Here is a 26,281-nt window from a genome sequence, read left to right on the forward strand (position 1 = left end):
CGGCCATTCGCGCCGAAACATCCTGAACCACGCGGACATTTCCCAAATGCCGACTGTCTACTGGCAGTAAGCACAACGATGTTTCAAAATCGTGAACCCTAAAGACTTTTTTGGAACATCCTTATCAAGGATTCTCGCTGCCGCTCATCAGGAGTTCCTGTGCGTCCACTCAGCCGTTGGCTCTCATCTTGCGGCTCGCTTCTGGCGCTGGCCGCGCTGTTCCTGGTCGTTCCCCTCGCCGGCCGCTACTGGCTCGGCTGGTCGACGCCGTTCGGCTATCTCTCGGACCTGGCCCTCGGCAGCCTGCTGGTGCTGCTCCTGCATCGACGCTCCCTGTGGTTCGCGCTCCCGGTCATGCTGCTCTGGTGCCTGTTCCTGATCGGCAATGCCGAACTGGTCGGCGCGGTCGGGCGCATGCCGGAACCTTCCGACCTCAAGTACCTGCTGGATCCGCAGTTCGTCAGCAGCTCCACCCAGGGCGGCGGCCTCGCCCACCTGCCACTGGCGCTCGGCCTCGGTGGCGCGACATTGCTTTGCGTGCTGCTCTGGCGTCGCCGCGGTCCGCGCCTGCCGCGCTATGCCTACGCGCTGCCGGCGGCGTTCCTGGCGGCGCATGTCGGCCTGCAATACCTGCGTCCGAGCGATGCCGACCAATGGCAGCAGTACAACCTGCCGCACAAGCTGCTGGCCAGCGCGCTCAGCAGTGGCCAACTGGCGGTCGAAGACTGGCTCGCCGACGACCGTCCGGACACCCCGCCGGACGTCGCCGGGCTCAACCAGCTCGACCTTTCCGGAACGCCGCTGCTGGCCGGCGGAGGGCGCGCGCGCAACGTCCTGATCGTGGCCATGGAGGGAATCCCCGGCGCGTATATCGCCGCCAACCGCGCCGCCATCAACAGCAGCTACCACGAAGCGCCGATGCCCAGGCTGAGTGGCTGGGCCGAACGGGCGATGACCACCCCGGACTACGTGCTGCACAGCCACCAGACCATCCGCGGCCTCTACGCCATGCTCTGCGGCGACTACAGCAAGCTCGACTCGGGCACGCCGAAGGGCGTCGAGCTGCTGAACAACCCGGCCCGGGCCAGGGAGTGCTTGCCCGCCCAGCTGCGCCAGCACGGTTTCAGCACGCACTTCCTGCAGGGTGCCGGCCTGCGCTTCATGGCCAAGGACAAGGTCATGCCGCAGATGGGCTTCGACAAGACCCTCGGGCGCGACTGGTTCCGCAACACGTCCTACCTGGAGTTTCCCTGGGGCATGGACGACAAGGCCTTCTTCGAGGGCGCCGCGACCTACGTGAAGCAGCTGCGCCAGCAGAAGAAACCCTGGATGCTGACCCTGCTCACCGTCGGCACCCACCAGCCCTACTCGGCGCCTGCCGACTACCTGGCCCGCTACCCGAGCGCCAAGCAGGCCGCGGTGGCCTATCTCGACGACGCGATCGACGCCTTCCTCGCCGACCTGGAGAAACAGGGCGTGTTGCGCGACACCCTGGTGGTGCTCACTTCCGACGAATCCCACGGTGTCGACCAGGTGCGCCTCGCCTCGGCCTGGGGCTTCAACCTGGTACTGGCACCGGAACAGGCGGCGCTGCCGCCGATCAAGAGCGGCGTCTACGGCCACGTCGACCTCGCCGCGTCCGTCCTCGACTATTTCGGCTACCGCGTGCCGGCGGGGATTTCCGGGCGCTCGCTGTTCCGCGACTACGCCAGCGGCCGCGAAATGATGTCCTACACCAACGGCATGCTGCGCCACCACGACGGCAAGGACACCTTCGTCGAATGTGATTTCCAGCAGGTCTGCCGGCGCTACCGCAGCGAGGGCTTCATCGCCGACGAAGCCGAGTTCCTCGGTCGCTTCAGCGGTCGCCAGGCGCGCCTGGTCAGCCAGCGCGCCGCCGTCCTCGACCACTCCGTGCAACAGGCCGGCCAGTTGGGCCAGGAGTTCCAGTTCGCCACCCACGAACGCATCCGCCTGAAGCCGGAAACCCACAACGACTGGACCGACAACCTGATCGGCGCGCAATACCTGGAGATGCCGAAGAACAGCAGGACCACGGTCACCCTGAAGATCCGCGCCTTGCAGATGGACCGCAACGGCGCCCGGGTGACGCTGAAGACCAAGGAGTTCGAACGCGACGTTCCCATACCGGTACCGGACATCCCGCGCCTGCTCAAAGGCAAGCCGCTGGACATGAGCTTCACCTTCGACAACCCGGAAGCGCGCAAGGCCTTCTCCTTCCACTTGCTCGCCGAGGGCCGCGGGATCATCGAGATCAGCGACTTCCACGTGGTCACGGCGGCCAACCCGGAACCCGTGGAAAGCCGCAGCCAGGTCGCCGAAGCGGCGAAGGAACAGCCGCTGCTGAGCACCCTGAAAAGCCTGTTCGCCAACCGCCCCGAAACCGAGGAAGCGGAACGCGCGGACGCCCCTCGGGAGCGCACCGTCATCCCCGAGCAGAAGGCCCTGATCCTTTCGCACTGACCGCGCCGGAGCGGCCCGCCCGGCCGCCGCGCGCTCCCCGCTGAACCCAGCGCCGTCGCGGACGTCGAAGATTCGCAAGCAACCAGGCGAAACGGAGAACGGCATGAAGCACCTGGCATTCCTCGCCCTCGGCGGACTCCTGCTGGCGCCCCTGGCCGAAGCGGCCAGCTTCGATTGCGAAAAGGCTGAGCGAGCGGACGAAAAGGCCATCTGCGCGAACCGGGCGCTGAACGACAAGGACGTCGAGATGAGCGTCAAGTACCACTTCCTCCGCGGCCTGTTCGCCATGGGCGGCCGCGGCGCCATGCAGGACCGGCAGCAGGACTGGCTGCGCCAGCGCCGGCGCTGCGGTGGCGACACCGACTGCCTCTCCCGCGCCTACGCGCAGCGTATCGACGAGCTGGACAAGCAGTACGCGGGCATCGACAAGCCGCTCTGAAGCTAGCGTCCGCCGGCAGCGAACTGCAGTTCCGCCAGGCGCGCATAGAGCGGGTTCTCGGCGATCAGCCGGGCATGGCTACCAATGGCCACCAGCCGCCCCTGGTCGATCACCGCGATGCGGTCGGCGCTCTGTACCGTGGCCAGGCGATGGGCGATCACCAGGGTGGTACGTCCGCTCATCAGGCCTGGCAGGGCCTGCTGGATCAGGTGCTCGCTTTCCGCATCCAGGGCGCTGGTCGCCTCGTCGAGCAGCAGCACCGGCGCGTCTACCAGCAATGCCCGAGCAATCGCCAGGCGCTGGCGCTGGCCGCCGGACAGGCCGATGCCGCCCTCGCCCAGGTGGGTGGCGTAGCCCTGCGGCAGACCCAGGATGAACTCGTGGGCATGCGCGGCACGCGCTGCGGCCTCGACCTCGGCGGCGCTGGCATGCGGACGGCCGTAGCGGATGTTTTCCTCGACGCAGCCGAAGAACAGCGCGGGGTTCTGCGACACCAGGGCAAAGCTGCGGCGCAAGTCGGCCGGGTCCAGTTCGACGATCGGCTGTCCGTCCAGCAGCAGCCGTCCCTGCTGCGGATCGAAGAAACGCAGGAGCAGATCGAACAGGGTCGACTTGCCGGCGCCGGAAGGTCCGACCAGGGCCAGGGTTTCCCCCGGTTCGACGGCCAGGCTGATGTCGTCGATGGCCCAGTGTTCGGGACGGGTCGGATAGGCGAAGCGCACCGCCTGCAATTCGATCCTCCCGCTCACCCGTGCCGCCAGCTTGCGTGGTTGCGCTGGCGAGCGGATCTCGCTGCGCGCCCTGAGCAGCTCGGCGATGCGCTCTGCGGCGCCGGCGGCGCGCTGCAATTCGCCGATCACCTCGCTGAGGGTGCCGAAGGCCATGCCGACGATCAGGCTGTAGAAGACGAACGCGGCCAGTTCGCCGGCCGAGATGCTGCCGGCGATCACGTCGCGGCCGCCGACCCAGAGCATGACGCCGACCGCGCCGAGCACCAGCACGATCACCACGGTGATCAGCCAGGCGCGCTGGGCGATGCGCTTGCGCGCGGTGTCGAAGGCGCGTTCGACGGTGCCGGCGAAGCGCTGGCGATCCTGCGCCTGGTGGTTGTAGGCCTGCACGGTCTTGATCTGACCGAGGGTTTCACCGACGTAGCTGCCGACGTCGGCCACCCGGTCCTGGCTTTCCCGCGACAGGCTGCGCACGCGGCGGCCGAACAGCAGGATCGGGGCGATCACCAGCGGCAACGCCAGCACCACGATGCTGGTCAGCTTGGCGTTGGTGACGAACATCAGCAGCACCCCGCCGACTAGCATCAGGGCATTGCGCAGGGCCATCGACAGCGAGGAACCGATCACCGTCTGCAGCAGCGTAGTGTCGGCGGTCAGGCGCGACTGGATCTCGGAGCTACGGTTGGTTTCGTAGAAGCCGGGATGCAACTCGATCAGGTGGTCGAACACGCGCTTGCGGATATCGGCGACGAAGCGCTCGCCGATCCAGGACACCAGGTAGAAGCGCACGAAGGTGCCCACGGCCAGGCCGAGCACCAGCACGAAGAACAGCAGGATGTAGCGATTGAGCAATTCGGGCGAGGCGGTGAGGAACCCCTGGTCCACCAGCAGGCGGATGCCCTGGCCCAGGGACAGGGTGATCGCCGCGGTGAACAGCAACGCCACCAGGGCCCCGAGCATGCGCCAGCGGTAAGGCGCCATGAAGCGCCAGGCCAGGCGCAGGGCGATACGTTGGCGGGAGGAGAGAATGGCTGGCATGCGGCGCTCGCTCGGCGGCTGGGGTTCCGCAGGTTAGCACCGGGAACGCAGCGAGGCGATGCATGCCCCGGCCGGCAGCGCGATGATATCGACGTATATATCCGGGCAACTTAGCCGATAACTAATCGTGAACTTTTCATTATTCTCGATATAGGTGAGATAGAGGCCCGGAGAACTTTCTCGCATCAACTAATGCAAACATTGGAATTCATGCCGGGATGCGCGAAGGGAGTTATCCACCTGGCGGTATCCTGCGTCGCCCGGGATCGGCGGAACATCCAGCCGCGGAGACCTCGAGCAGTTCGCCGCCGGATCGCCAATGCCGCAGCGCCTCGCTCGGGTATTGCCTAACGGACTTTATAGAAAACAGCAGGTTACGTCCGAAATCTGATCGACAATATTCAAGATGAAATAAAACGCCGCTTCGGTTATAATGAACGGCCATATTTAATGCAGAGACAGGTCCCCGGATATGGCCATCATGAAGAAAACCGTCGCGCCGAAAGCCGCCAAGCCGGCTCCCGCGGTCGAAACCCGCGAGTCCATCGAAGCGCAGGTCGCCGCCTTCCTCCAGGCCGGCGGCGAGATCCAGAAGATCGCCAAGGGCGTCAGCGGCCAGGTCTACGGCCCGTCGCGGCAGATCACCATCAGCAAGAAGCGCTGAACGCCCGCCCCTCGCCGGGGACTACGAAGGGGATGGCAGGCCGGCACGCAGATGTGCCACGCTCCATCCCCTTTTTCATTGCCTGAATCCCGAGCCCTTCATGCCTGGCCATCCCGATCCACTGCACGGCGTCACCCTGGAAAAACTGCTCACCGAACTGGTCGCCCACCACGGCTGGGCGGAGCTTGGCAAACGGGTCGACATTCGTTGTTTCAGGAACGACCCGAGTATCAAGTCCAGCCTCGCCTTCCTGCGCAAGACGCCCTGGGCCCGGGAAAAGGTCGAGGCGCTCTACGTCCAGCTCAAGCGCAACCAAGGCTGAAGGCTAGCGCGCCAACCCCAGGCGCAGCAATTGCCCGTCCTTCTGGTCGGTGAGCAGGTAGAGATAGCCGTCCGGGCCCTGCCGCACGTCGCGGATGCGCACCCCGAGATCGCCCAGCAGGCGCTCTTCGTGGACGATCCGGTCGCCATCCAGTTGCAGGCGGATCAGTTCCTGCGTCGCCAGCGCGCCGATGAACAAATTATGCTGCCAGGCCGGGAAGCGCTGCGCATCGTAGAACGCCATGCCGCTGATCGCCGGCGACTTCTCCCAGACATGGTGCGGCGCCTCGGTACCTTCGACGGCCTTGCCCCTGGCTTCGGGGATCGGCAGCAGGGTGTAGTTGATTCCATGGGTCGCCAGCGGCCAGCCGTAGTTCCCGCCGGCCTGGGGTATGTTGATCTCGTCGCCGCCGCGCGGGCCGTGCTCGTGGGTCCAGAGCCGGCCGGTCCAGGGATTCAGCGCGGCGCCCTGCTGGTTGCGGTGGCCATAGCTCCAGATCTCCGGCCGCGCGTCGGCACGGCCGACGAAGGGATTGTCCTTGGGAACGCCGCCGTCCGGATACAGGCGGACGATCTTGCCCTGCAACTTGTCCAGGTCCTGCGAGGTGCTGCGCTGATTGTTCTCGCCGAGGGCGATGAACAGGTGGCCCTTGCCGTCGAAGACCAGGCGCGAGCCGAAGTGATGGCCGCTGGAAAGCTTCGGCAACTGCCGGAAGATCACGTGGAAGCCCTCCAGCCGTCGCTTGTCCGCCGATAACCGGCCACGTCCCGCCGCCGTTCCGGCGCGGCCGTCCTCGCCGGCCTCGGCATAGGTCAGGTAGACCAGCCGGTCCTCGGCGAACCCCGGCGACAAGGCGACGTCGAGCAGTCCCCCCTGGCCGCTGGCGAAGACCCTGGGTACGCCTTCCAGCGGCGCCGACAACTGTCCCTCGGGACTGACGAAACGCAAGCTGCCGGGCCGCTCGGTGACCAATATGCCCTGGTTGTCCGGCAGGAAGGCGACGGCCCAGGGATAGGCCAGACCGCCAACCACCGGGGTGACCTCGACGGCGCCCAGCTCGCTGTCGTGGCGACCGGCGTCCACCGCCTCGACCGACGGAGCGAGCAGCGCGACGGCGCTCAGCAGGATGGCATTCAAAGACAGGCCCGGCATGCGTTCTCTCCTTCCCCAAGCGAAAAACACCACTCTAGTCGCAGATCCGCCGCGCCTGGCGGTCCGCACACGGGCTGTAACAAACCCGCCCCTCAAAGCAAGGCGACCATTTCCTTGAGAGTCACCGCCCAGGTGCCCTTGGCATTGATATAGCGATAGCCGAACCGGGAACCATGCGCCTCGCTGGTGATCACCGCGTTCCAGGCCTGCCCGCGCGGCAGGTCGTGGGCCGGGTCGAGGAGCAGGAAGGCGCGCTCGCTCATGCCGATGGCCAGGCCCCAGTGGCGGATATCGCTGCCCTTGCGGCCGTGGAAACCGAGCACTACCGGAAAGCCGGCCTCCAGGTATTCGCGGGTGTGCCGGACCAACCTGCGCCCCTCGCCCTTGAGGGCGAAATGCTCGGTATCGTTGATCTCGGCCAGCAGCTCCAGCAGGTCGACGCCGGTGGTGCCGACGCGCAGCAGCGGGCCGTGCTGGTCCAGCGCCTTCATCAGGCGCCCGTAGCGACTGCGACTGTCGACCCGCTCCAGGCCCTTGGCCTGGCGCCGGCGCAGTTGGCCGCGGACCAGCATCGCCATGACCAGGCAGTAGGGCCCGCAGGCGCCGTCCATGTCGCCCTGGCGCAGATGGACCTTGTCGCCATGGACGTTGCACAGGCCGCCGCTGCCATCCTCGTCCAGGTCCCATTCCAGGCCATCGATCAGGCGTGACTGCATGAGGGTCTCCTCTCCGGTTCCTTAAGTTGGGACCGAGCGGGCGCCGAATCATTCCTCGGCGCCCATCGCCACAACGAGTAAACTGGCGGTCTTTCATTCCAGTAGCCTCGCCATGACCGACCCGATCCGCCTGTCCAAACGCCTCGCCGAACTCACCGCCTGCTCGCGCCGCGAAGCCGAGCTGTACATCGAGGGCGGCTGGGTCAGCGTCGACGGCGAAGTGATCGAGGAGCCACAGTTCAAGGTGCTCGACCAGCGCGTGGAGCTGCTGCCGGGCGCCCGCGCGGAAACGATTGAACCGGCCACCCTGCTGTTGCACAAGCCGGCCGGCTGGCGCCACGACGATTTCGAAGGCCTGCTCGCTGCGGGGCGGCGCTGGAGCGATGACCCCAGTCCCTTGCGAGCGCTGAAAAAACACTTCGCCCGCCAGCGTCCCACCCTTGCGCTGGACAGCGAGGCTTCGGGGCTGGTGGTGTTCAGCCAGCAGCACGGCGTACTGCGCAAGCTGGTGGACGACGGTGCACGGCTGGAGCAGGAATACCTGGTCGAGGTCGCCGGCGACCTGGCCGCCGGCGGCCTCGAGCGCCTGCGCCACGGCCTCGCCTACCAGGGCCGCAGGCTATCGCCGTGCAAGGTCAGTTGGCAGAACGAAAGCCACCTGCGCTTCGCCCTCAAAGACGTGCTGCCCGGCCAGTTGCGCTTCATGTGCGAAAGCGAGGGGCTGGAAGTGCGGAGCATCCGCCGCCTGCGCATCGGCGCGCTGTCGCTGGCCAGGCTACCGCTCGGCGAATGGCGCTACCTCGGCCTCCACGAACGCTTCTGAGCGCTCATTCGAGGCCACGCAGGGCGCGCCCCGGCGACTGCCCGCAGACCCGCCGGTACATGGCGATGAACGCGCTGTCGCTGGCGTAGCCCAGGGCGTGGGCGACCTCGGTCACCGAGCGGCCTTCGGCCAGGCGCCTCCGCGCTTCGAACAAGCGCGCCTGGGTTCGCCAGCGGGAGAAACCCAGGCCGGTCTGCTCGGTGAACAGACGCGCCAGGGTCCGCCCGCTGGCGCCGACCTCACGTCCCCACGCCTCGATGCTCCAGTCCAGCGCGGGTTGCGCCAGCAGCGCCTCGGCCACCTTCAGCGCCCGCGCATCGCGCGGCATCGGCAGGCTCGCGGCGTGTGCCGGCGCGCTCGCCAGTTCATCGAACAGTGCGCGCAACAGCGTCAGGTGCGGCCCTTCCAATTGCAAGTCGGCTGCCCAGCCGGTCATGCGCAGGATCAGTTCGCGCATTAGCGGCCCGACTTCGAGGACCTGGACGCTGTCCGGCAGCTCGGCGAACGCCGAGGGTTCGAAGTACAGGCTACGGTAGGCGAAGCGCCCGTGCAGGACCGTGCGATGCGGCACGCCGGCCGGCAGCCAGGCGGCCTGGAGCGGCGTCAATTGGCAAATGCGCTCGGCGAAATACAGCGTGACGCTACCGGCCGCCATGTACAGCAACTGCGCGCGCCGGTGGCAATGCCAGTCGCTGCGGTGGCCGGTGCTGTCGACCTCGAGGCCGACCACCGGGCAGCGGGCGAGATCGGGATCCTCGACCCGTTCGTAGGGATAGCGCGGCACCTTGTCCTCTTCGCGATGTTTTCCGTCCTGACCGCAGCATTCTGCCAGGCGCAGGCGGCCTAGGCTTGGCTCTTTTTTCCGGAGCCATCATGCCTGACCGTCCTCGCCCTCCCCTGCTGCTGGTGCTCGCCCTGCTAGCCCTGCCGCAAGTCGCCGAAACCATCCTTTCCCCCGCGCTGCCGGCCCTGGCCAGCCACTGGCGACTGGACGACGCTACCAGCCAGTGGACCATGGCGCTGTTCTTCGTCGGTTTCGCCCCCGGCATCTGGCTCTGGGGCTGGCTGGCCGACCGCCTCGGCCGGCGCCCGGCTCTGCTCGGCGGGCTCGGCCTGGCGGCCCTGGCGACCTTCGGTGCCTGGGCCAGTACCGACTATTCCTACCTGCTTGCCTGTCGCCTGGTCCAGGGCCTCGGCCTGGCGACCTGCTCGGTGACGGTGCAGGCCAGCCTGCGCGATGTGCTGCAAGGCCCGGCGTTGATGAGCTATTTCGTCACGCTCGGCGCGGTGCTGGCCTGGTCGCCGGCAGTCGGCCCCCTCGGCGGCCAGTGGCTGGCCGACCTCGGCGGGCACCCGGCGGTGTTCGCCACCCTGGCGGTGCTGCTCGCCTCGCTGGCGGCGCTGGTCGTCCCGGCCTGGCCGGAAACCCGTCCGCTGCTGGCGGGCACGCCCGAGCCCGCGACCCTGGCGATCTTCCGACGGGTCCTGGCCGACCGCCCGCTACAAACGCGCGCACTGCTGGTGGCGGTGCTCAATGTGCTGGTGTTCTCCTTCTACGCCGCCGGGCCGTTCATGGTCGGCGACCTGCCCGGCCTGGGCTTCGGCTGGATTGGCCTGGCCATCGCCCTTGCCGGGAGCCTCGGCGCCTTGCTCAACCGACGCCTGCCGCGCACCTGGAACAGCGCTCGCCGGGTACGCCTGGGCCTAGCGCTGGCGGCCGCCGGCGCGACAGCGCAGACGCTGTTGGCCGCCGTCGGATACGCCGAAGGCCTGTACTGGGCGCTGCCAGCCCTGCCGATCTTCATCGGCTTCGGCGTGGCGATTCCCAACCTGCTGGGTCCGGCGCTGCACGCCTACGACGATTGCCGGGGACGCGCCGGAGCCCTGTTCGGGCTCGCCTACTACCTGCTGATCGGCCTCGGACTGGGCGCGTCCACCCTGCTACCGTTCGACCGTCCCTGGCCGCTGGCCGCGTACTGGAGCCTGCTGGGCCTGGTCGCACTGCTGCTGGCCAGGCGGCTGCCGGAATGAAAGCGGCGCCAGGTACGCCCGTGCAAACCGGACGACCGGCCCGGAAAGCCGGATAGGGCGGCCGTCGCGACGCTGCTATGCTGTGATGGCACAGCGCCCATGCGGACCCGCAGAACGTGGCCAGAACGACGCTCGAATCGATCCAGCACGCCATCGAGGTGAATTCGTCCCTGGCCCTTCCCATCGCCCTGGAGAATCTCTCGCGTCTGACCCACCTCGCGCTGCTGACCGTCCCCTTCAACCTGATCCACATCCTGGTGTTTTCCCTCAAGGACTTCCGCCCGGACCTCGGCCATCAGCTCTGGCGCCAGGAAATCATGTACGCCCATGGCGCCATGGCCCTGCTCTTCGGCGGCATCGGCCTGCTCGCGCTATGGCTGCGCCGCCAGCCGCCCAAGCTGTGGCGCATGCGCCTGCTGATCCTGCTGGGCGGCGCAGGGATCATAGGCTTCGGCGTCGCCATCGCCTGCATCGACCAGCGCATCACCAGCAACATCACGCCGCTGCTGCTGGCCTGTTTCGCCTGCGCCATGTTCATCCTGATCCGCCCGGCCTACGCGGTGCCCTTCTACGGTCTGGCGATGCTGGCCTTCGAGGTGGCGATGGACCACGCCCAGGCCGACCCGCAACTGCGCCTGTCGAACCAGGCCAACGGCCTCACCGCGTTCGGCCTCGGCCTGCTGCTGTCGCTGATCCTCTGGCACGGCCACGTGCGCAACCTGCGCCAGCAACGCAAGCTGGAGTTGCAGCGGCAGGAGCTGGAGGAGAAGAATCGCCAGTTGGAGTACCTGGCCGGTCACGACCCGCTGACCGGCCTGTTCAATCGTCGCGAATTCGACCAGCTGGTGCTCATGGAACTCGCACGCATCGCTCGCCAACCGCAGCCGCTGAGCCTGCTGATGGTCGACCTGGATCACTTCAAGTACATCAACGACCGCTATGGGCACCCCTTCGGCGACGAGGTCATCCGCCATGCCGCCAACCTGCTGCGCGGCAATACCCGTAGCAGCGACAGCGTGGCGCGCCTGGGCGGGGAAGAATTCCTCCTGCTCCTGCCCGACACCGCCGAGCAGCAGGCTCGCAGCCTTGCGGAAAAACTCCGCGAACGCCTCGAAGGTACCCCGCTGGCGACGCAGGACGGCGTGCTCTGCCTGACCGCCAGCTTCGGCGTGGCCAGCCTCGACGGAGGCGGCCAGGCCAGCTACGAGCAGCTCTACAGCGCCGCCGACCAGGCTCTCTACCGGGCCAAGAGCAGCGGTCGCAACCGGGTGGAAGTGATTCGCCTGGCCAGCCTCGCGGAAAGCCTGCGGTAACAATTGATCGGCCGGCCCTGACGAGCGGTCGGTCAGCCGCCCGAACCTTGGTTAAGATGGTCCGTGGCGCTCTAGCTCGCCGCTCTTCCTGCCCTTCCGACCTGCCCGACCTCGCCCGGCCCCATGCCGCGGCCTTGCCGTTGGCGTCGTGCGGGAAGACCGGCGCAGCGCCGTTGTCCGCATTACCAGGGGAGAACCATGCTCAAGCACCTGCTCGTGCTCACCTGTGCCCTGCTCGCCAGCTCCTCGGCCCTGGCCCAGGTGATGGCCCGCGACCTGGGCGATTTCGAACTCAAGCTGGCCACCAGTCCGACCCGCAGCATGGCCCAGGGCCTGGTCACCCCGGGCAGCTCCGGCAGTTTCCACGGCGGCCTCGACCTAAGCCACGAAAGTGGCTGGTACATCGGCAACTGGACCTCCAACCTCGACCCCGGCAAGCCCACCGAGATCGACTCCTACGCCGGCTTCAAGCGCCCGCTGAACAACCGCCTGGGCTACGAAATGGGCCTGATCCGCTACAGCCGCCCGGAGCAGCCGGCCAACGACGCAGCCGAACTCTACGGCGGCCTGTCGATCTTCGGCAGCCGGCTCGGCGCGGCCCTGAGCAGCGACCCGGGGCGCAACGACACCACCCTGTTCGCCGACCTCGGGGTCAACCCGCCGTTCGGTTTCGACGTCACCCTGAAGTACGGCAACCATCGCCTGGACAACCCGGCGAGCCTCAGCGGCGGGGGCTACGTGAGCGTCTTCAACGACTGGTCGGTGAACCTCTCGCGGCCCTGGCTGGGCATCGACCTGAACCTGTCCTACAGCGGCACCAGCCTGACCGGCAGCGATTGCAGCGCCTACTCGGGACACAACAGCTACTGCGACACCACGTTCATGCTGAAGGCGTCGCGTCCGTTCTTCTGAGTCGTCAGTCGTCCTGGCGGCGGGTACGCTGGGCGAGTTCGTCGAGCTGTTTCTGCTCGCGCTTGTCCTCGGCCTGGCGCGCCTCTTCCAGGTAGCGCTCGACCAGCTTGCGCAGCCCTTCCAGGCGGGCGTATCTCTCCCGCCAGTTGAGCCGCGCCTTGTCCACCGCCTCGCGGTGCCAGGTCACGCTGTTGGCCTGCTGGGCGACGGCGGTCTCCAGTTGCGAGAGGAAGCGCTGGTAGTTCATCAGCCACTGGCCACTGACGCCCTTCTGGCCCTGGCTGATCCATTGCTGCTGGTAGTCGTTGCGGTAGCGTTCCAGCTCCGCCAGCTTCTGCTGTGCCGCGAGCAATTGCTGCTGGCACCTGCCCAGCTGGGTCGCGGCATCCCGCTCGGCCTTGCTGGCCATGTCCACCACCGGCGCCAGCCGCGCCGCGCGCTTCTCCATGCCTCAGGGCGCCTCAGGCCTGCCCGCCGGCGAGCAGGCTCGCCAGCCGCGCACGGCTTTCCGCCAGGCTTTCGCTTTCGTCGAGGCCCTGGCGCAGGAACTGGCGCATGACCGGGAAGCGCGCGATGGCCAGGTCGGTCTCGGGATCGCCGCCGGCCACGTAGGCACCGACGCTGATCAGGTCGCGACTCTGCTGGTAGCGCGACCAGAGCTGCTTGAAGCGCTGGGCGTCGCGCAGGTGCTCGGCCTCGACCACCTGCGGCATCACCCGGCTGATCGAAGCTTCGATATCGATGGCCGGATAGTGGCCTTCCTCGGCCAGCCGCCGGGACAATACGAAGTGCCCGTCGAGCACGCCGCGAGCGGCGTCGGCGATCGGGTCCTGCTGGTCGTCGCCCTCGGAGAGCACGGTGTAGAACGCGGTGATCGAGCCGCCACCGGCTTCGGCATTGCCGGCGCGTTCCACCAGCTTCGGCAGCTTGGCGAACACCGATGGCGGATACCCCTTGGTCGCCGGCGGCTCGCCGATGGCCAGGGCGATCTCGCGCTGGGCCTGGGCGTAGCGGGTCAGCGAGTCCATCAGCAGCAATACGTTCTTGCCCTTGTCGCGGAAGTACTCGGCGATCCGCGTGCAGTATTGCGCGGCGCGCAGGCGCATCAGCGGCGCGTCATCGGCCGGCGAGGCGACCACCACGGAGCGCTTGAGGCCTTCCTCGCCGAGGATCTCGTCGATGAACTCCTTCACCTCGCGGCCCCGCTCGCCGATCAGACCGACGACGATGATGTCGGCCCTGGTGAAGCGGGTCATCATCCCCAGCAGCACCGACTTGCCCACCCCGGTACCGGCGAACAGGCCGAGGCGCTGGCCGCGGCCGACCGTGAGCAGGCCATTGATCGAGCGGATGCCGACGTCGAGAGGTTCGCTGATCGGGTGGCGCTTGAGCGGGTTGATCGTCGGGCCGTCCATCGGCACCCAGTCTTCGGCGCGCATCCCGCCCTTGCCGTCGAGGGCGCGGCCGGCGCCGTCGAGCACCCGGCCGAGCATCGACATGCCCATCGGCAGGCGCCCGGTGTCCGGCAGCGGCACGACCCGCGCGCCAGGCGCGATGCCGGCGAGGCTGCCGACCGGCATCAGGTACACCTTGCTACCGGAAAAGCCCATCACTTCGGCCTCCACCTGCACCGGGTGGTAGCCGCTTTCGTTGATCACGTTGCAGCGGCTGCCGACCGCAGCCTGCAAGCCTTCGGCTTCGAGGGTCAGGCCGACCATGCGCAGCAGGCGGCCCTCGACCACCGGCTGCGTCGGCAGCGAGACAGCCTCGGTGTAGCCCTCCAGGCGCCTGGCGAAACTGGTTCGCTCAAGGCGCATCGACGTCTCCGGGGGCGTCGAGGTCGATCCGGATGTCGCTGGCCAGCGGATGGGTCGCCTGTTCGCGCTGTTGCTCGAACAGTTGCTTCACTGCCTGCGCCAGGCGCGTCTCGATGGTCGCGTCGATGCGACTGTGTTCGGTCTCGATGCGGCAGCCGCCGGGCAGCAACGAATCGTCCTCGAGAATCCGCCAGCTCTCTTCGTGGCGCTCGCGCAGCGCCTTGACCCGCTCGAAGTCCTGCGGGTTGACATGGATACGGATGTTCGCCGCGCCCATCGGCAGCAGCTTGAGAGCCTCGCGCAGGACCTGGCGGACATGGCTGGAGTCCATGTGCAGTTCGCGCTGGATCACCTGGCGGGCAACGTGGTTGACCAGGTTGACCATGCCCTGCTCGATCAGGGCGTCCTGCTCGGCGATGGGTTCCAGAAGCTGCGTCATCAGACGCTCGAGACTTTGCAGACGCTCCTTCAGCGCCTCCTCGGCTTCCTGCCGCGCCTTCAACTGGCCGGCGTGGAAACCGTCGCGCTCGCCGGTGGCGAAGCCTTCGTTGTAAGCGTCCTGGCGGATCGCCTCGATTTCCTCCAGCGTCGGCGGCTTGACGGTCTCCAGCTCGACCTCTTCCACCGCCGGCGGCGCCGGCGCGGGTTCGGCGACCGCGGGCACCTGCGGCGCGGCAACGGCCGGCTCGTCGCGCGGCTCGTCGAAGCTCGGCAACGACCAGAGGCCGAAGGCCGCCACGTCCTTGCCGCGGATCAGTTCGCTGGGATTGTCTTTGTCCTTGTCGTGGGGGACCACCTCAGATCATCTCCTCGCCACCCTTGCCGCCCAGCACGATATCGCCGGACTCGGCCATGCGCCGGGCAATGGTGAGGATTTCCTTCTGCGCACCTTCCACTTCGCTGACCCGTACCGGCCCCTTGGCCTCCAGGTCGTCGCGCAGCAGCTCGGCGGCACGCTTGGACATGTTCTTGAAGACCTTCTCGCGGATCGCCTCGTCGGAGCCCTTGAGCGCCAGCACCAGTACGTCCGAGGAGACTTCCCGGAGCAGCGCCTGGATGCCACGGTCGTCGACGTCGGCGAGGTTGTCGAAGACGAACATCAGGTCCTCGATCTGTCCGGACAGGTCTTCGTCGACCTCGCGGATCGAATCCATCAGCTGGCCTTCGATGGAGCTGTCGAGGTAGTTCATGATGTCCGCCGCGCGCTTGACCCCGCCCATGGTGGTGCGGGTGGCGTTGGAATTGCCGGCGAACTGCTTCTCCAGGATCAGGTTGAGTTCCTTCAGCGCCGAGGGCTGCACGGTGTTCAGCGAGGAGACGCGCAGGACGATATCCAGGCGCACCTTGTGGTCGAAATGGCTGAGCACCTCGGCGGCCTGGTCGGGATCGAGGTAGGCGACCACGATGGCCTGGATCTGCGGGTGTTCGTAACGGATCACGTCGGCCACGGCACGCGGCTCCATCCACTTCAGGCTGTCCAGGCCGCTGGTGCTGCCGCCGAGGAGGATGCGGTCGATCAGGTTGTTGGCCTTGTCCTCGCCGAGGGCCTGGGTGAGCATCTTGCGGATGTAGCCGTCGGCACCGACGCCGAGGCTGGTCTGGTCGCCGACCACTTCGACGAACTCGCCCATCACCTGCTCGACCTGTTCGCGGTGCACGTTGCGCATCGACGCCATGGCCACGCCGACCCGCTGCACCTCTTTCGGCCCCATGTGCCGCAGCACCTGCGCCGCGTCGGTCTCGCCGAGCGACAGGAGCAGGATGGCGGCCTTGTCGACCTTGGTCAGTTTGGCGGCGAGACGATTCTCACTCATGGCGCTTACTCATCGGCGTTGATCCACTCTTTCACGACCTGGGCGACGCGGCCCGGGTCCTGTGCGACCAGGTTCTTGATCGCGTTCAATTGCGCATCATACCCCTCCGTGGGGCTCGGCAGGAGGATGCTCGACGGCCCGCCGATGCTCACCCGGTCGTCGGCCAGCGAGCCTTCCAGGCCACTCTCGCCCAGCGCCAGGTCGCCGTCGCGACCGCCGCCGCCGGCCAGCGACTTGCCCTTGCCGCCGCCGGTGATGTTGCTCAGCACCGGACGCAGTACGCCGAACACCAGGACCAGGATGAACAGCACGCCGAGCACCTGCTTGACGATGTCCCAGAACCACGGCTGCGAGTAGAACGGAATGCTGTCGATCTCTTCGGCCTGGGCCGGGGCGAACGGCGCGTTGATCACGCTGACGCTGTCGCCGCGGCTGGCGTCGTAGCCCACCGAGTCCTGTACCAGGCGGGTGAAGCGCGCCAGTTCGTCGGCGCTCCAGGGCTGGTGGCTGACCTCGCCGGTCTTCGCGTCGACCTTCATCTGGTCGTCCAGCACCACCGCCACCGACAGTCGGCGCAAGCGTCCCTGCTGCTGCTTGGTGTAGCTGATCGAGCGGTCCAGTTCGTAGTTGCGGGTGGTCTGGTCGCGCTTGTCGGTCGGGTACGGCGCCAGCTCCGGCTTGCCGGTCTTCGGATCGATGATGGTCTGGCCGTTGGCGTCCTTCAGCGGCTGGCCCGGCGCGACGTAGTCGGCCGGCGCGCTGGCGGTGGCCTGCTGCGGCGCGCTGGCCGGGCCCGGCGGCTGGTTCGACAGCGCCCCCGGCACGCCCTGCGGGCCGGACGAATTCTGCCGTTCCTCGTTGTTGCGTTGCTCGCTGCGCAGGGCCGGTTGGTCCGGGTTGTACATCTCCGAGGTCGACTCGACCGCGCTGAAGTCAACGTCGGCGGACACCTCGGCCTTGTAGCGACCGTTGCCCAGCACCGGTTGCAGGATATTGTGCACGCGCTGGGTGAGCAGGCCTTCCATGCGCCGGGTGAAGTCGAACTGCTTGCCGGCCATGGTCAGCTCGGAGAGTTCCTGCTGGTCGGAGAGCAGGTTGCCCTTCTGGTCGACCACGGTGACCTGCGACTTGTCCAGCTCCGGCACACTGGTGGCGACCAGGTTGACGATCGCCATCACCTGGCTCGGCTCCAGGCTGCGCCCCGGATACAGCTCGACCAGCACCGAGGCGCTGGGCTTGCGGTCGTCGCGGACGAACACCGAACTCTTCGGGATCGCCAAGTGCACGCGGGCGGCCTTGACGTTGTTCAGGCTCGACACGGTGCGCGCCAGCTCGCCTTCCAGGCCGCGGCGGTAGTTGGTGGCTTCCATGAACTGGCTGGTGCCCAGCGCCTGTTCCTTGTCGAGGATCTCGAAACCGACGTTGTTGTCGGTCGGCGCCACGCCGGCGGAGGCCACCTTCATGCGTGCCCGGCCGAGGTCGTCGGCCTTGACCAGCAGCGCGCCGGAGTTGGGTTCGACCTTGTAGGGAATGTCCGCCGCGGTCAGCGCTTCCACCACACGGTTCGCGTCGACCCCGTTGAGGCTGCCATAGAGCGGCTTGTAGTCCGGCTGCTGAGACCAGAGCACGACGGCGAAGCCGATCGCCACGCTGGCGGCGAGACCGACCAGCAGGCCGATCTGGCGCAGCATGGTCATCTCGGAAAGGTTGTCGAGGAACGACAGTCCCGGGAAGGATTTCTTCAGCATCCCGGCACCGCCGCTCTTGGCGGGAACCTGGCTGTCGATCAGTGCATCGGCCATGAACTAGTTATCCTCGCGCCGCTCAGACCGGCATCTGCATGATGTCTTGGTAGGCCTGGACCAGTTTGTTGCGCACCTGGGTCATGGCCTGGAACGACACGCTGGCCTTCTGGCTGGCGATCATCACGTCGGTCAGGTCGACGCCGCTCTGGCCGACCTCGAAGGCGTTGGCCATCGCGGTGGAGGCCTGCTGGGTCTCGTTCACCTTGTCCACGGCCTGGGAGAGCATTTCCGAAAAGCTCGGCGCCCCCACTTCGGCCGGCGCCTGAACCGGTTTGGCCTTGGCCATGGCTTCCATTTGCATGGAACGCATTTCCAGCATCAGACGATTGAACTCGACACCCTGACTCATGACTCTTCCTCCAACAGCCGCGGCTTTTTTGACGCCGCCCGGCACTTTGCAGAGGAGTTAGCAACAAGGGTGCCAAGTCGACCCCACGGCCCGGCATCTGCGTTCGCCGCCAATGCCCGCGACCGCTGCAGGGTCCGTCCCTGCTCCGGTTATCGGCAGGCGCGCACGCTCGAACAGCCCCGGGCGACGACCGGCGGCGGACGCAAAAGGCCCGCACGAGGCGGGCCTGGGGAACATGGCGAGCACTCAAATGGCGTAGAGATAGGCCTCCACGTCCATCCCCGCGTCGCGCATCTGGGCGAGCTTGTAGCGCAGGGTCCGTGGGCTGATGCCAAGGCGCTCGGCAGCCTCCTTGCGGCGGCCGCGCTCGGTGCGCAGGGTATCGATGATCACCTGGAATTCGCGGCGGCGCAGGTCGTCGCCCAGCGCGCCGCTAGCGTCCTGGCCTGCGGCCGGCGACGGAATCTCGACGCTCGGCGGGGTGGCCGGTGGCATTGCCGGCATGGGCACCGGCACCGGGGCCGCGAGCGGCATGCCGATCGGCGCGGTGAGGCACAGGTCGGCGGGCTGGATCAGGCCGCCCTGTTGCAGGATCAACGCACGCTGGATGGCGTTGTCGAGTTCCCGTACGTTGCCCGGCCAGGCATGCCGGACCAGGCACTGGGCGGCCTCGGGGCCGAGCGCCACCGCGCCGAGGTTCATCTTGCGGCTGTGCTTGCGCAGCAGACGCTCGGCCAGCGGCAGGATGTCCGCAGGGCGTTCGCGCAGCGGCCGCCAGGCCAGCGGGAAGACCGACAGGCGATAGTAGAGGTCCTCGCGGAAACGCCCGGCCGCGACTTCCGCCGCGAGGTCGCGGTTGGTCGTGGCAAGCACGCGGATATCCAGGTTGATCGGCTTGCGCGCACCGACCCGCTCCACCTCGCGCTCCTGCAATACGCGCAGCAGCTTGGCCTGCAGGCCGAGGGGCATTTCCGATATCTCGTCGAGAAGAATGGTGCCGCCGTCGGCCAGCTCGAACTTGCCGGGCTGGGCGGCAATGGCGCCGGTGAAGGAACCTTTCTCGTGGCCGAACAGGGTGGCCTCGAGCATGTTGTCCGGGATCGCCGCGCAGTTGATCGCGATGAACGGCTTGCCGGCACGCGGCGATTGCTGGTGGATATAGTTGGCCAGGACTTCCTTGCCGGTCCCGGACTCGCCGGAGATCAGCACGGTGGAATCGCTGCGCGCGACCCGCGCGGCCAGTTCCAGCAACTGCCGGCTGGCCGGCTCCAGGGCCACCGGACCATCCTCCTCGCTGCCCGGCAACTGGCCCAGCGCATGGCGTGCCACCAGGTCGAGCAGCGCCCGCGCCTCGAACGGCTTGACCAGGTAGTCGGCGGCGCCCTGGCGCATCGCCTCGACGGCGCGATCGACCGCGCCGTAGGCGGTCATCAGCAACACCGGCAGGTGTGGGTAGCGTGTACGGATCAGGCCGAGCAACTGGTGCCCGTCCATGCCCGGCATGTTCACGTCGCTGATCACCAGGCTGAAGGCTTCGCGGGCCAGGACCGGCAGCGCCGCCTCCGCCGAGTCCACGGCGACGAACTCGTGACCGCCCAGCAGCAGGGTGTCGCTGAGGGCTTCGCGTAGTGCGCGGTCGTCTTCGACCAGCAGGACTTTGGCTGCCATGGGGTTACTCCTGAATCGCAGAAAGAGGCGCCGCCGGAATCAGCGGCAGGATCAAGGTGGCGCAGGTGCCGCGCCCCGGCCGAGAGCGCAACTGCAATTGCCCCTGGTGGGCGCGCGCCACGGCCTTGACCACCGCCAGGCCGAGCCCGGTACCGGTGGTCTTGGTGGTGAAGAAGGGTTCGCCCAGGCGCGCCAGGGTCGCCGGGTCCATACCCGGTCCGTTGTCGCTGACGCTGAGGCGCAGGCTGTCGGCGCGGGCATAGAGATGCACCTTCAGGCGCAGTTCGGGCCCGCAGGCCTGGATCGCGTTCTCCACCAGGTTGAGCACGGTGCCCACCAGGGTGTCGCGATTGCACAGCAGCTCGCCGCCGCGCGCCTCGCACTGCCAACGCACCTGGAGCCCCTGGACATGGACTTCGGCCGCCGCGCGCAGGCTGTCGAACAGCGCCTTCGGCGCCACCCGGTCGGTCAGCGGCAGCTCGCCGCGGGCGAACACCAGCATGTCGCGTACCTGATGCTCCAGTTCGTGCAGGCGCTCCTTCAGGCGCCCGGCGAAGCGTTGCTGCTGGTCGGTCGGCAGCGCCTGCTCGCTGAGGTGCCCGGCATAGAGCAACGCCGCCGACAACGGCGTGCGGATCTGGTGGGCCAGCGAGGCGACCATCCGCCCCAGCGCCGACAGGCGCTCGTGGCGCGCCAGTTGCTCCTGGAGACGGCGGGTATCGGTGAGGTCGTTGAGCAGGATCAGTTGCCCCGGTTCGCCGTTCAGCGAGCGGGTGGCGATGGACAGGCGACGTCCGTCGCGCAGGGAAATCTCGTGACCGTCATCCTCGCGCGGAGCGAAGCAGCGGGCGATCACCTCACGCCAGAGCATGCCCACCAACGGCTCGCCAAGCAGGCCCAGGGCCGCCGGGTTGGCCTCGCGGACCACGCCATGGGCATCGATGACGATGACGCCGCCGGGAAGCAGGTCGAGCAGGCTCTGCAAGCGGTTCGCCAGGCGCTCCTTTTCCGCCAGCTCCTCCATGCGCTGCGCGCTGACCAGGGCCAGTTGCCCTTTCAGCTCGGTAACGCGCTCCTCCAGCAGGCTATAGGACTCGGTGAGCTGGCTGGACATCTGGTTGAACAGCGCGAAGGCCTGCTCGAGGCCGGCGCGGCTGGTGGCCTCGGCCGTATCGGCTGGCTGCTCGGGGAAGGCGTGGAGGGCTGGTTGCATTGCGTTTCTCTCGGTCGGCGCGACGTCATGGTTCTGTCGGTCGACGGAGATATAGCAATACCCGTGCCTAAATTTTTTTCATTTGAAAATCAAAGCGTTGCGAAACGACCTGTCAATCATCCGACAGGTCGTCGTCGCGCCGGCTCATGCCGTACTTGCGCATCTTCTCCACCAGCGTGGTGCGACGGATGCGCAGGCGTTCGGCGGCCCGCGCGACCACTCCGCCGGCGTCGTCGAGGGCCTGCTGGATCAGGCCCTGCTCGAGGTTGGCCAGGTAGTCCTTGAGGTCCAGGCCTTCGGCCGGCAGCATCGCCGGCGCGTCCATTCCCGGCAGCCCGGCGTTGATCGCCGCGCGCTCTTCCAGCTCTTCGCGCAGGCTGCTGGCGAGTTGCTCGTCCTCGTCGTCGACATGGCGGAATTTCTTCGGCAGTTCGCCGACCCCGATCACCCCGTAGGGATGCATGATCGCCAGGCGCTCCACCAGATTCGCCAGTTCGCGGACGTTGCCCGGCCAGTCGTGGCGGCAGAGCGACATGATCGCCGCCGAGTTGAAGCGGATCGACCCGCGCTTCTCATGCTCCATCCGCGAGATCAGTTCGTTGAGCAGCAGGGCGATGTCTTCCACCCGCTCGCGCAGCGGCGCCATCTCGATGGGGAATACGTTGAGGCGGTAGTAGAGGTCTTCGCGGAAAGTGCCGTCCTCGATCATCTTCTCGAGGTTCTTGTGGGTCGCGGCGATGATCCGCACGTCGACGTTCTGCGTCTTGTTGCTGCCGACCCTTTCGAAGGTGCGCTCCTGCAGCACGCGCAGCAGCTTGACCTGCATCGGCAGCGGCATGTCGCCGATCTCGTCGAGGAACAGGGTGCCGCCGTTGGCCAGCTCGAAACGTCCGGCACGACTGGTGATGGCACCGGTGAAGGCGCCCTTCTCGTGGCCGAACAATTCGCTTTCCAGCAGTTCCGCCGGGATCGCCCCGCAGTTCACCGGGACGAAGGGCCCCTCGCGGCGCTTGGAATGGTAATGCAGGTTGCGCGCCACCACTTCCTTGCCGGTGCCGGACTCGCCGAGGATCAGCACGCTGGCATCGGTATCGGCGACCTGCTGCATCATCTGCCGCACCTGCTGGATCGCCCGGCTGGTGCCGACCAGGCTGCGGAACAGGTTCGGCTCGCGGGAGCGGCCGCGCTCGCGGGCCTGGTCGTACATCTCGCGGTAGACCTGGGCGCGATGCAGGGAGTCGAGCAGCTTGTTGTAGCTGGGCGGCATCTCCAGGCTGGCGAGCACCCGGCGGCGCAGCTCTTCCGGCCAGTCGGCCGGGGCCGGCTCGCCGATCAGCAGGATCGGCAGGTACTCGTCCCAACTGGCCAGCTGCTTCAGCAGCTCTACCGCCCCGCCCTTCGACTCGACGCTGCCGAGCAGCACGCACAGGGCTTCGCGACTGTTGCTCAGGCCCGCCGCTACCTCTCGCCAATCCTCGCTGTTGCAGGTCAGCTGATCTTCGCCGAGGAAGTTGAGAATGACTGCCAGGTCGCGACTGCGATCGAGATTGTCGTCAATCAGCAAGAGTTTGGTTTCGCGCCACATTTTGATCAGCTGCCTTGCATCGAATGGGTCTCGCTCGACCCGAAAGAGGGCTGGGACTAATGCCTATTTCTAATAAGCAGCCAGCATTTGGCCACTAGTTAAGTCAAATGTGAACGATTAGTCAATTTTATGGCGTGTTTTTTTTGCTGTTTCCGACAGGGAGAGGCAATAAAAAACCCCTACAGACCGCATGGAAAGCAGTACTGGCAGGGGTTTTGGGGGATATGTAAATTTTTCCGAAAAGCCTTGCGCCAAAGTAACGGCACAAAGCCATGAAAAACTTATCCGAACATCTGGTAGACCTTGGCGCCTTGCTTCGACTGGTTCAGCTGGATCAGATCGGTGGCCAGCTTGCGCTGCTCGCCCTGGCAGACATCGATCAGCTCGCGATACAGCGCCAGCAGCTCTTCCATCCGCGCCCGCAAGGTGGCTTCGTCCTGTACATCGAGCATCGCCTCGTCGACGGCCTGGCGGCAACGCTGGTCGAGTTCACCGATGGCCTCCCAGTTCTGGCTGGCCAGGGCAACGCGCAGGGCGCTACCGGTTTCTTCAAGGATCTGTACAGCTGCACTCATTGCTTGGTCCCTCTGGGGATGCCTCTCAGGGGGCAATCGCATCCCAACCGGATTTGATGTTGCGCAACAGCTCGGAAACTTCCTCGAGCTTGCCCGCGTCGTTCTTCAAGTTGGCTTCCGTCAGTCGCATCGACATGTAGGCGTAAAGGCGGTCGAGGTTGGCTGCCAGCTCGCCGCCCGCCTCGAAGTCGAGCCCTTCGCGCAGGCCACCGACGATGGCGATGGCCTTGCCGATCAGCTCGCCCTTCAGCGCCACTTCGCCGCGCTCCAGGGCTCCGCGGGCCTGCGCCATCCGGGTCAGGCCGCCTTCCATCAGCATCTGGATCAGGCGATGCGGGCTGGCATCGATAGCCTGAGCCTGGGTACTGACATTCTGGTATTGCCGCATGGCTGCCATTGCGTTCATCGACGGTTGCCTTGTTCGGTGACTGATACGCTCTATATCGGTCGGCTACCGCGATTCTTTAGCGCCGTTCGCTGTCTTCGCCCTGCGCTTCGGCGCTGCCAATGGCATCCCAGGCCTGCTTGATCTGGCCCAGCAGCGCCTCGACCTCGTCCAGCGGACGCGGTGTGTCGTCCAGCGCGACACCAGCCAGGCGGCGGGTCATGTAGTCGTACAACGCATCCAGATTGCCGGCTATCTCGCCGCCCTGCTGGTGATCGAGGCCAGCCTGCAAGGCGCCGATGATCGACAACGTGGTGCCTACCGCTTCGCCGCGCAGCGCCGGGTTGCGCTCCAGCACCGCGCGCCGGGCCAGGGCGATGCGTTCGAGCGCGCCGTCCAGCAGCAGCTTGACCACCTGGTAGGGCGGGACGTCCTGTGCGCTGCCTACCTGCCGGTAGGTATCGATAGGACGCGACATCAGCTTTTCTTCACAAGGCCAGGCAGGCTGCTAAGAGCCTGGGCCATGCGTCCGCTGGTCTGGTTGAGCTGGCCGATCAACTGGTCCATGGCGGTGAACTGCTTGAGCAAACGATCCTGCAACTGCTCGACCCGGCGATTGAGCGCTTCGCGCTGGGTATCCACCGACTTGATGGTGTCCTGCAATCCATCCAGGCGCTGCTGGAGCACACCGCCGGTCTGGGTGTAAGGCGTGAGCTTGTCGTCGAGACGCTTCATCAGGCCGGTATCGCCGGTGAACAGAGCGGAAACCGACTCGAACTTGTCCTTCAGAACCTTGTCGAGTTTCTTGTCGTCGATCTCCAGGGTGCCGTCTTTCTTGGTGGTGATACCCATGTCGGCGAGCATGCGAACATCGGTACCTTGCCCCGGCTGGACCATCTCGTTGCGCATGGTGGTGAGCAGGTTGCGCACGCTGCTGTCACCGACCAAGGCACCGACCACGGGAGCCTTGTCGTCGCCCACCTTGGTCACGCCGGTCAGTTCCGAAGTCACGCCGACCAGCTTGTTGTAGGCCTCGACGAACTTCTTGATGTTGTCCTTGACGCCGCCACGGTCCTGCTCGACCGAGATGGTGATCGGCTTGTTGGTGTCGGTGACCGTCTTCAGCTCGAAGGTGACGCCGTTGATGACCTTGTCGACCGTATTGGTCGGACTTTCCAGGGTCAGGCCGTCGATGCTGAACTTGGCATTCTTCGCCTGGGTGATATAGCCGCTGCTGCTGGAGGAGCTACCGTCCAACTGGGACAGGGTCAGCTTGCCATCGGCGCCGACGCTGCCGATGTTGAAGTTCTCCAGGCCGGAACTGCCCTGGACGAACACGTCCTTGCCGGCGCCGGAATCCTTGCCGGTGAAGACCAGTCGCGAGGTTCCGTCTCCAGGGTTGTTGACGATGTTGGCGGTGATGCCCTTGTCCTTCAGCTGCGCGTTGAGCGAGTCGCGCACTTCGGCGAGGGTCGCGCCCGCCGCGACGTTTACCGTGACACCGGCATCGTCGGCACCCTGCTTGATGGTCAGGGTTCCGCCGGAAGTGGTCTTGTAGCCATCGGCAAACGACGCGGTGGCCACCTTGCTGACGCTGGCCAGCTGGGTCACTTCGAGCTTGTAGATACCCGGCAGGGCGTCCTTGGTCGCGGTGGCGGCGGCGAACTTCTCGTCGCTGGTACTCGCCGAGCGCTTCTGGAACAGCTCGGGCTTGTTCAGTTCCTTGAGGATGGTCTGCAGGTCGGAGATCGCGCTCTTGAGCTGGCCGATGCCGGTGAACTTGGCGGTGGTGTCGCTTTCCAGACGCTTGAGCTGCGCCTCCTTCGGCGCCTTCTCGGCCGCCACCAGGGTGGAAACGATGTTCTTGATATCAAGGCCCGAGTTGTAGCCGTTGATCGTCGTACTGTTCGCCATCTTGCTTCACCTCGTCAGCTCATTGACGCTTTGTCCTTCCAATTCCAACAGACACTCAAAAGACGTGCCAATTCCGCTCAGGCTTCCGCCTTGAACAGCAGGCTGCGCGCTTCGTCCAGTCGCTCTGCCAGGCGCAGGGCCTCTTCGGAAGGGATTTGCCGGATGACTTCTCCGGAAGTCGAATCGGTCACCTTGACCACTACCCGCCCCGTGGAGTCGTCCAGGCTGAAACTCAGATCACGACGGATGCTCTGGGTGAACTTCTCGATGGAGGAAACCGCCTCCTCGACCGCAGCGCGTTGCTCCTTGTCGCCCATCCTGACGTCGCCCGTCCGTTGCGCGCTTGCGCTGGCGGCCGCCTCGCCGGCCTGGCCGGCCGGGCGTGCGCCATCGGAAGAAGACGCCGAGCCGAACAGCCGGATTACCGGAGCAGCCGTCGAATTGTTGACATTGCTGACGTCCATCGTCGCTACCTCTCAATGAGATACGAGGGGAAGCGCGCCAGCGCTCCCCCTCGTGACTTCACCTTGA

General features: G+C 66.5%; 26 protein-coding genes. 8 read left to right on the forward strand and 18 right to left on the reverse strand.

All coding sequences use genetic code 11. The features are described from left to right. Positions 1-159 precede the first annotated feature (159 nt). Positions 160-2,484 carry an LTA synthase family protein gene (locus AT700_RS19720; RefSeq protein ID WP_003082248.1) on the forward strand — a complete coding sequence of 775 codons (2,325 nt, stop codon included), beginning with the start codon at positions 160-162 and terminating at the stop codon, positions 2,482-2,484. Between the two features lie 103 nt (positions 2,485-2,587). Then, positions 2,588-2,923, forward strand: a complete 336-nt coding sequence (locus AT700_RS19725) for a lysozyme inhibitor LprI family protein (protein ID WP_003082246.1) — start codon at positions 2,588-2,590, stop codon at positions 2,921-2,923. A gap of 2 nt (positions 2,924-2,925) precedes the next feature. Here AT700_RS19725 and hcuC read toward each other — a convergent pair whose 3' ends face one another. Next, positions 2,926-4,692 (reverse strand): hydrophobic compound transporter HcuC, encoded by a 1,767-nt coding sequence (gene hcuC / locus AT700_RS19730; RefSeq protein WP_019725947.1) that lies wholly within the window; start codon positions 4,690-4,692, stop codon positions 2,926-2,928. A gap of 472 nt (positions 4,693-5,164) precedes the next feature. Here hcuC and AT700_RS19735 point away from each other — a divergent pair, with 472 nt between their 5' ends. Beyond that, positions 5,165-5,356: a hypothetical protein gene (locus AT700_RS19735; protein ID WP_003109112.1), complete on the forward strand. Its 192-nt coding sequence runs from the start codon at positions 5,165-5,167 to the stop codon at positions 5,354-5,356. Positions 5,357-5,456: 100 nt separating this feature from the next. Next, positions 5,457-5,678, forward strand: a complete 222-nt coding sequence (locus AT700_RS19740) for a VF530 family DNA-binding protein (RefSeq protein WP_003082243.1) — start codon at positions 5,457-5,459, stop codon at positions 5,676-5,678. 3 nt (positions 5,679-5,681) lie between these two features. Here the strand turns inward: AT700_RS19740 and hcuB are convergent, their stop codons facing one another. Both hcuB and hcuA read right to left on the reverse strand, forming a co-directional pair. After that, positions 5,682-6,830, reverse strand: coding sequence for a hydrophobic compound transporter HcuB (gene hcuB / locus AT700_RS19745; protein ID WP_003112500.1), 1,149 nt, complete (start codon positions 6,828-6,830; stop codon positions 5,682-5,684). A 92-nt stretch (positions 6,831-6,922) separates the two neighbouring features. Next, positions 6,923-7,546: a hydrophobic compound transporter HcuA gene (gene hcuA, locus AT700_RS19750; protein WP_003082239.1), complete on the reverse strand. Its 624-nt coding sequence runs from the start codon at positions 7,544-7,546 to the stop codon at positions 6,923-6,925. A 112-nt stretch (positions 7,547-7,658) separates the two neighbouring features. On the opposite strand from hcuA, the gene AT700_RS19755 reads away from it, so the two are divergent. Further along, positions 7,659-8,369 (forward strand): rRNA pseudouridine synthase, encoded by a 711-nt coding sequence (locus AT700_RS19755; RefSeq protein ID WP_003086466.1) that lies wholly within the window; start codon positions 7,659-7,661, stop codon positions 8,367-8,369. 4 nt (positions 8,370-8,373) lie between these two features. Here AT700_RS19755 and AT700_RS19760 read toward each other — a convergent pair whose 3' ends face one another. Then, positions 8,374-9,153: an AraC family transcriptional regulator gene (locus AT700_RS19760; RefSeq protein WP_003082235.1), complete on the reverse strand. Its 780-nt coding sequence runs from the start codon at positions 9,151-9,153 to the stop codon at positions 8,374-8,376. An 89-nt stretch (positions 9,154-9,242) separates the two neighbouring features. Between AT700_RS19760 and AT700_RS19765 the strand changes: the two genes are divergently transcribed. The 3 genes from AT700_RS19765 (at position 9,243) to AT700_RS19775 (ending at position 12,625) form a co-directional block, all read left to right on the forward strand. Next, positions 9,243-10,400: a multidrug effflux MFS transporter gene (locus AT700_RS19765; protein WP_009876062.1), complete on the forward strand. Its 1,158-nt coding sequence runs from the start codon at positions 9,243-9,245 to the stop codon at positions 10,398-10,400. 116 nt (positions 10,401-10,516) lie between these two features. Further along, entirely contained in the window at positions 10,517-11,713 is a 1,197-nt protein-coding gene (gene roeA / locus AT700_RS19770; RefSeq protein WP_003082226.1) for a diguanylate cyclase RoeA, read from the forward strand. Between the two features lie 198 nt (positions 11,714-11,911). Beyond that, entirely contained in the window at positions 11,912-12,625 is a 714-nt protein-coding gene (locus tag AT700_RS19775; RefSeq protein ID WP_003086461.1) for a TorF family putative porin, read from the forward strand. Positions 12,626-12,629: 4 nt separating this feature from the next. Here the strand turns inward: AT700_RS19775 and fliJ are convergent, their stop codons facing one another. From fliJ to AT700_RS19845, 14 genes are all read right to left on the reverse strand, one after another. After that, a complete protein-coding gene (fliJ, locus tag AT700_RS19780; RefSeq protein WP_048521281.1) occupies positions 12,630-13,073 on the reverse strand; it encodes a flagellar export protein FliJ in 444 nt (147 codons plus the stop codon). A gap of 13 nt (positions 13,074-13,086) precedes the next feature. Beyond that, the gene (gene fliI, locus AT700_RS19785) at positions 13,087-14,442 is read right to left on the reverse strand and encodes a flagellar protein export ATPase FliI (RefSeq protein ID WP_022580173.1); all 1,356 of its coding nucleotides are present in this window, start codon (positions 14,440-14,442) and stop codon (positions 13,087-13,089) included. Further along, positions 14,432-15,238, reverse strand: a complete 807-nt coding sequence (fliH, locus tag AT700_RS19790; RefSeq protein WP_003082217.1) for a flagellar assembly protein FliH — start codon at positions 15,236-15,238, stop codon at positions 14,432-14,434. The genes fliI and fliH overlap by 11 nt, the downstream gene beginning before the upstream one ends. 1 nt (position 15,239) lies before the next feature. Next, complete coding sequence (fliG, locus tag AT700_RS19795; protein WP_003082212.1) at positions 15,240-16,256, reverse strand: flagellar motor switch protein FliG; 1,017 nt, start codon at positions 16,254-16,256, stop codon at positions 15,240-15,242. A gap of 5 nt (positions 16,257-16,261) precedes the next feature. Continuing rightward, positions 16,262-18,058, reverse strand: coding sequence for a flagellar basal-body MS-ring/collar protein FliF (gene fliF, locus AT700_RS19800; RefSeq protein ID WP_003109118.1), 1,797 nt, complete (start codon positions 18,056-18,058; stop codon positions 16,262-16,264). A 22-nt stretch (positions 18,059-18,080) separates the two neighbouring features. Next, on the reverse strand, positions 18,081-18,410 hold the full coding sequence (fliE, locus tag AT700_RS19805; RefSeq protein WP_003086454.1) for a flagellar hook-basal body complex protein FliE: 330 nt from the start codon (positions 18,408-18,410) through the stop codon (positions 18,081-18,083). A gap of 246 nt (positions 18,411-18,656) precedes the next feature. Next, complete coding sequence (fleR, locus tag AT700_RS19810) at positions 18,657-20,078, reverse strand: sigma-54-dependent response regulator transcription factor FleR (protein WP_003082202.1); 1,422 nt, start codon at positions 20,076-20,078, stop codon at positions 18,657-18,659. Positions 20,079-20,082: 4 nt separating this feature from the next. Then, positions 20,083-21,291: a sensor histidine kinase FleS gene (gene fleS, locus AT700_RS19815; RefSeq protein WP_048521283.1), complete on the reverse strand. Its 1,209-nt coding sequence runs from the start codon at positions 21,289-21,291 to the stop codon at positions 20,083-20,085. Positions 21,292-21,403: 112 nt separating this feature from the next. Next, positions 21,404-22,876, reverse strand: a complete 1,473-nt coding sequence (gene fleQ / locus AT700_RS19820; RefSeq protein ID WP_003086448.1) for a transcriptional regulator FleQ — start codon at positions 22,874-22,876, stop codon at positions 21,404-21,406. Positions 22,877-23,157: 281 nt separating this feature from the next. Beyond that, positions 23,158-23,451, reverse strand: a complete 294-nt coding sequence (locus AT700_RS19825; RefSeq protein ID WP_003086445.1) for a flagellar protein FliT — start codon at positions 23,449-23,451, stop codon at positions 23,158-23,160. A 25-nt stretch (positions 23,452-23,476) separates the two neighbouring features. Next, entirely contained in the window at positions 23,477-23,857 is a 381-nt protein-coding gene (fliS, locus tag AT700_RS19830; RefSeq protein WP_003158217.1) for a flagellar export chaperone FliS, read from the reverse strand. A 58-nt stretch (positions 23,858-23,915) separates the two neighbouring features. Beyond that, positions 23,916-24,314 (reverse strand): flagellar export chaperone FliS, encoded by a 399-nt coding sequence (fliS, locus tag AT700_RS19835; protein WP_003086441.1) that lies wholly within the window; start codon positions 24,312-24,314, stop codon positions 23,916-23,918. After that, complete coding sequence (gene fliD / locus AT700_RS19840; RefSeq protein ID WP_048521286.1) at positions 24,314-25,750, reverse strand: flagellar filament capping protein FliD; 1,437 nt, start codon at positions 25,748-25,750, stop codon at positions 24,314-24,316. The genes fliS (AT700_RS19835) and fliD overlap by 1 nt, the downstream gene beginning before the upstream one ends. Positions 25,751-25,827: 77 nt before the next feature. Beyond that, positions 25,828-26,214 (reverse strand): flagellar protein FlaG, encoded by a 387-nt coding sequence (locus AT700_RS19845; protein ID WP_003086436.1) that lies wholly within the window; start codon positions 26,212-26,214, stop codon positions 25,828-25,830. Between the last annotated feature and the right edge of the window lie 67 nt (positions 26,215-26,281).

It is taken from the genome of Pseudomonas aeruginosa (assembly GCF_001457615.1).
Taxonomy (GTDB): Bacteria; Pseudomonadota; Gammaproteobacteria; order Pseudomonadales; family Pseudomonadaceae; genus Pseudomonas; species Pseudomonas aeruginosa.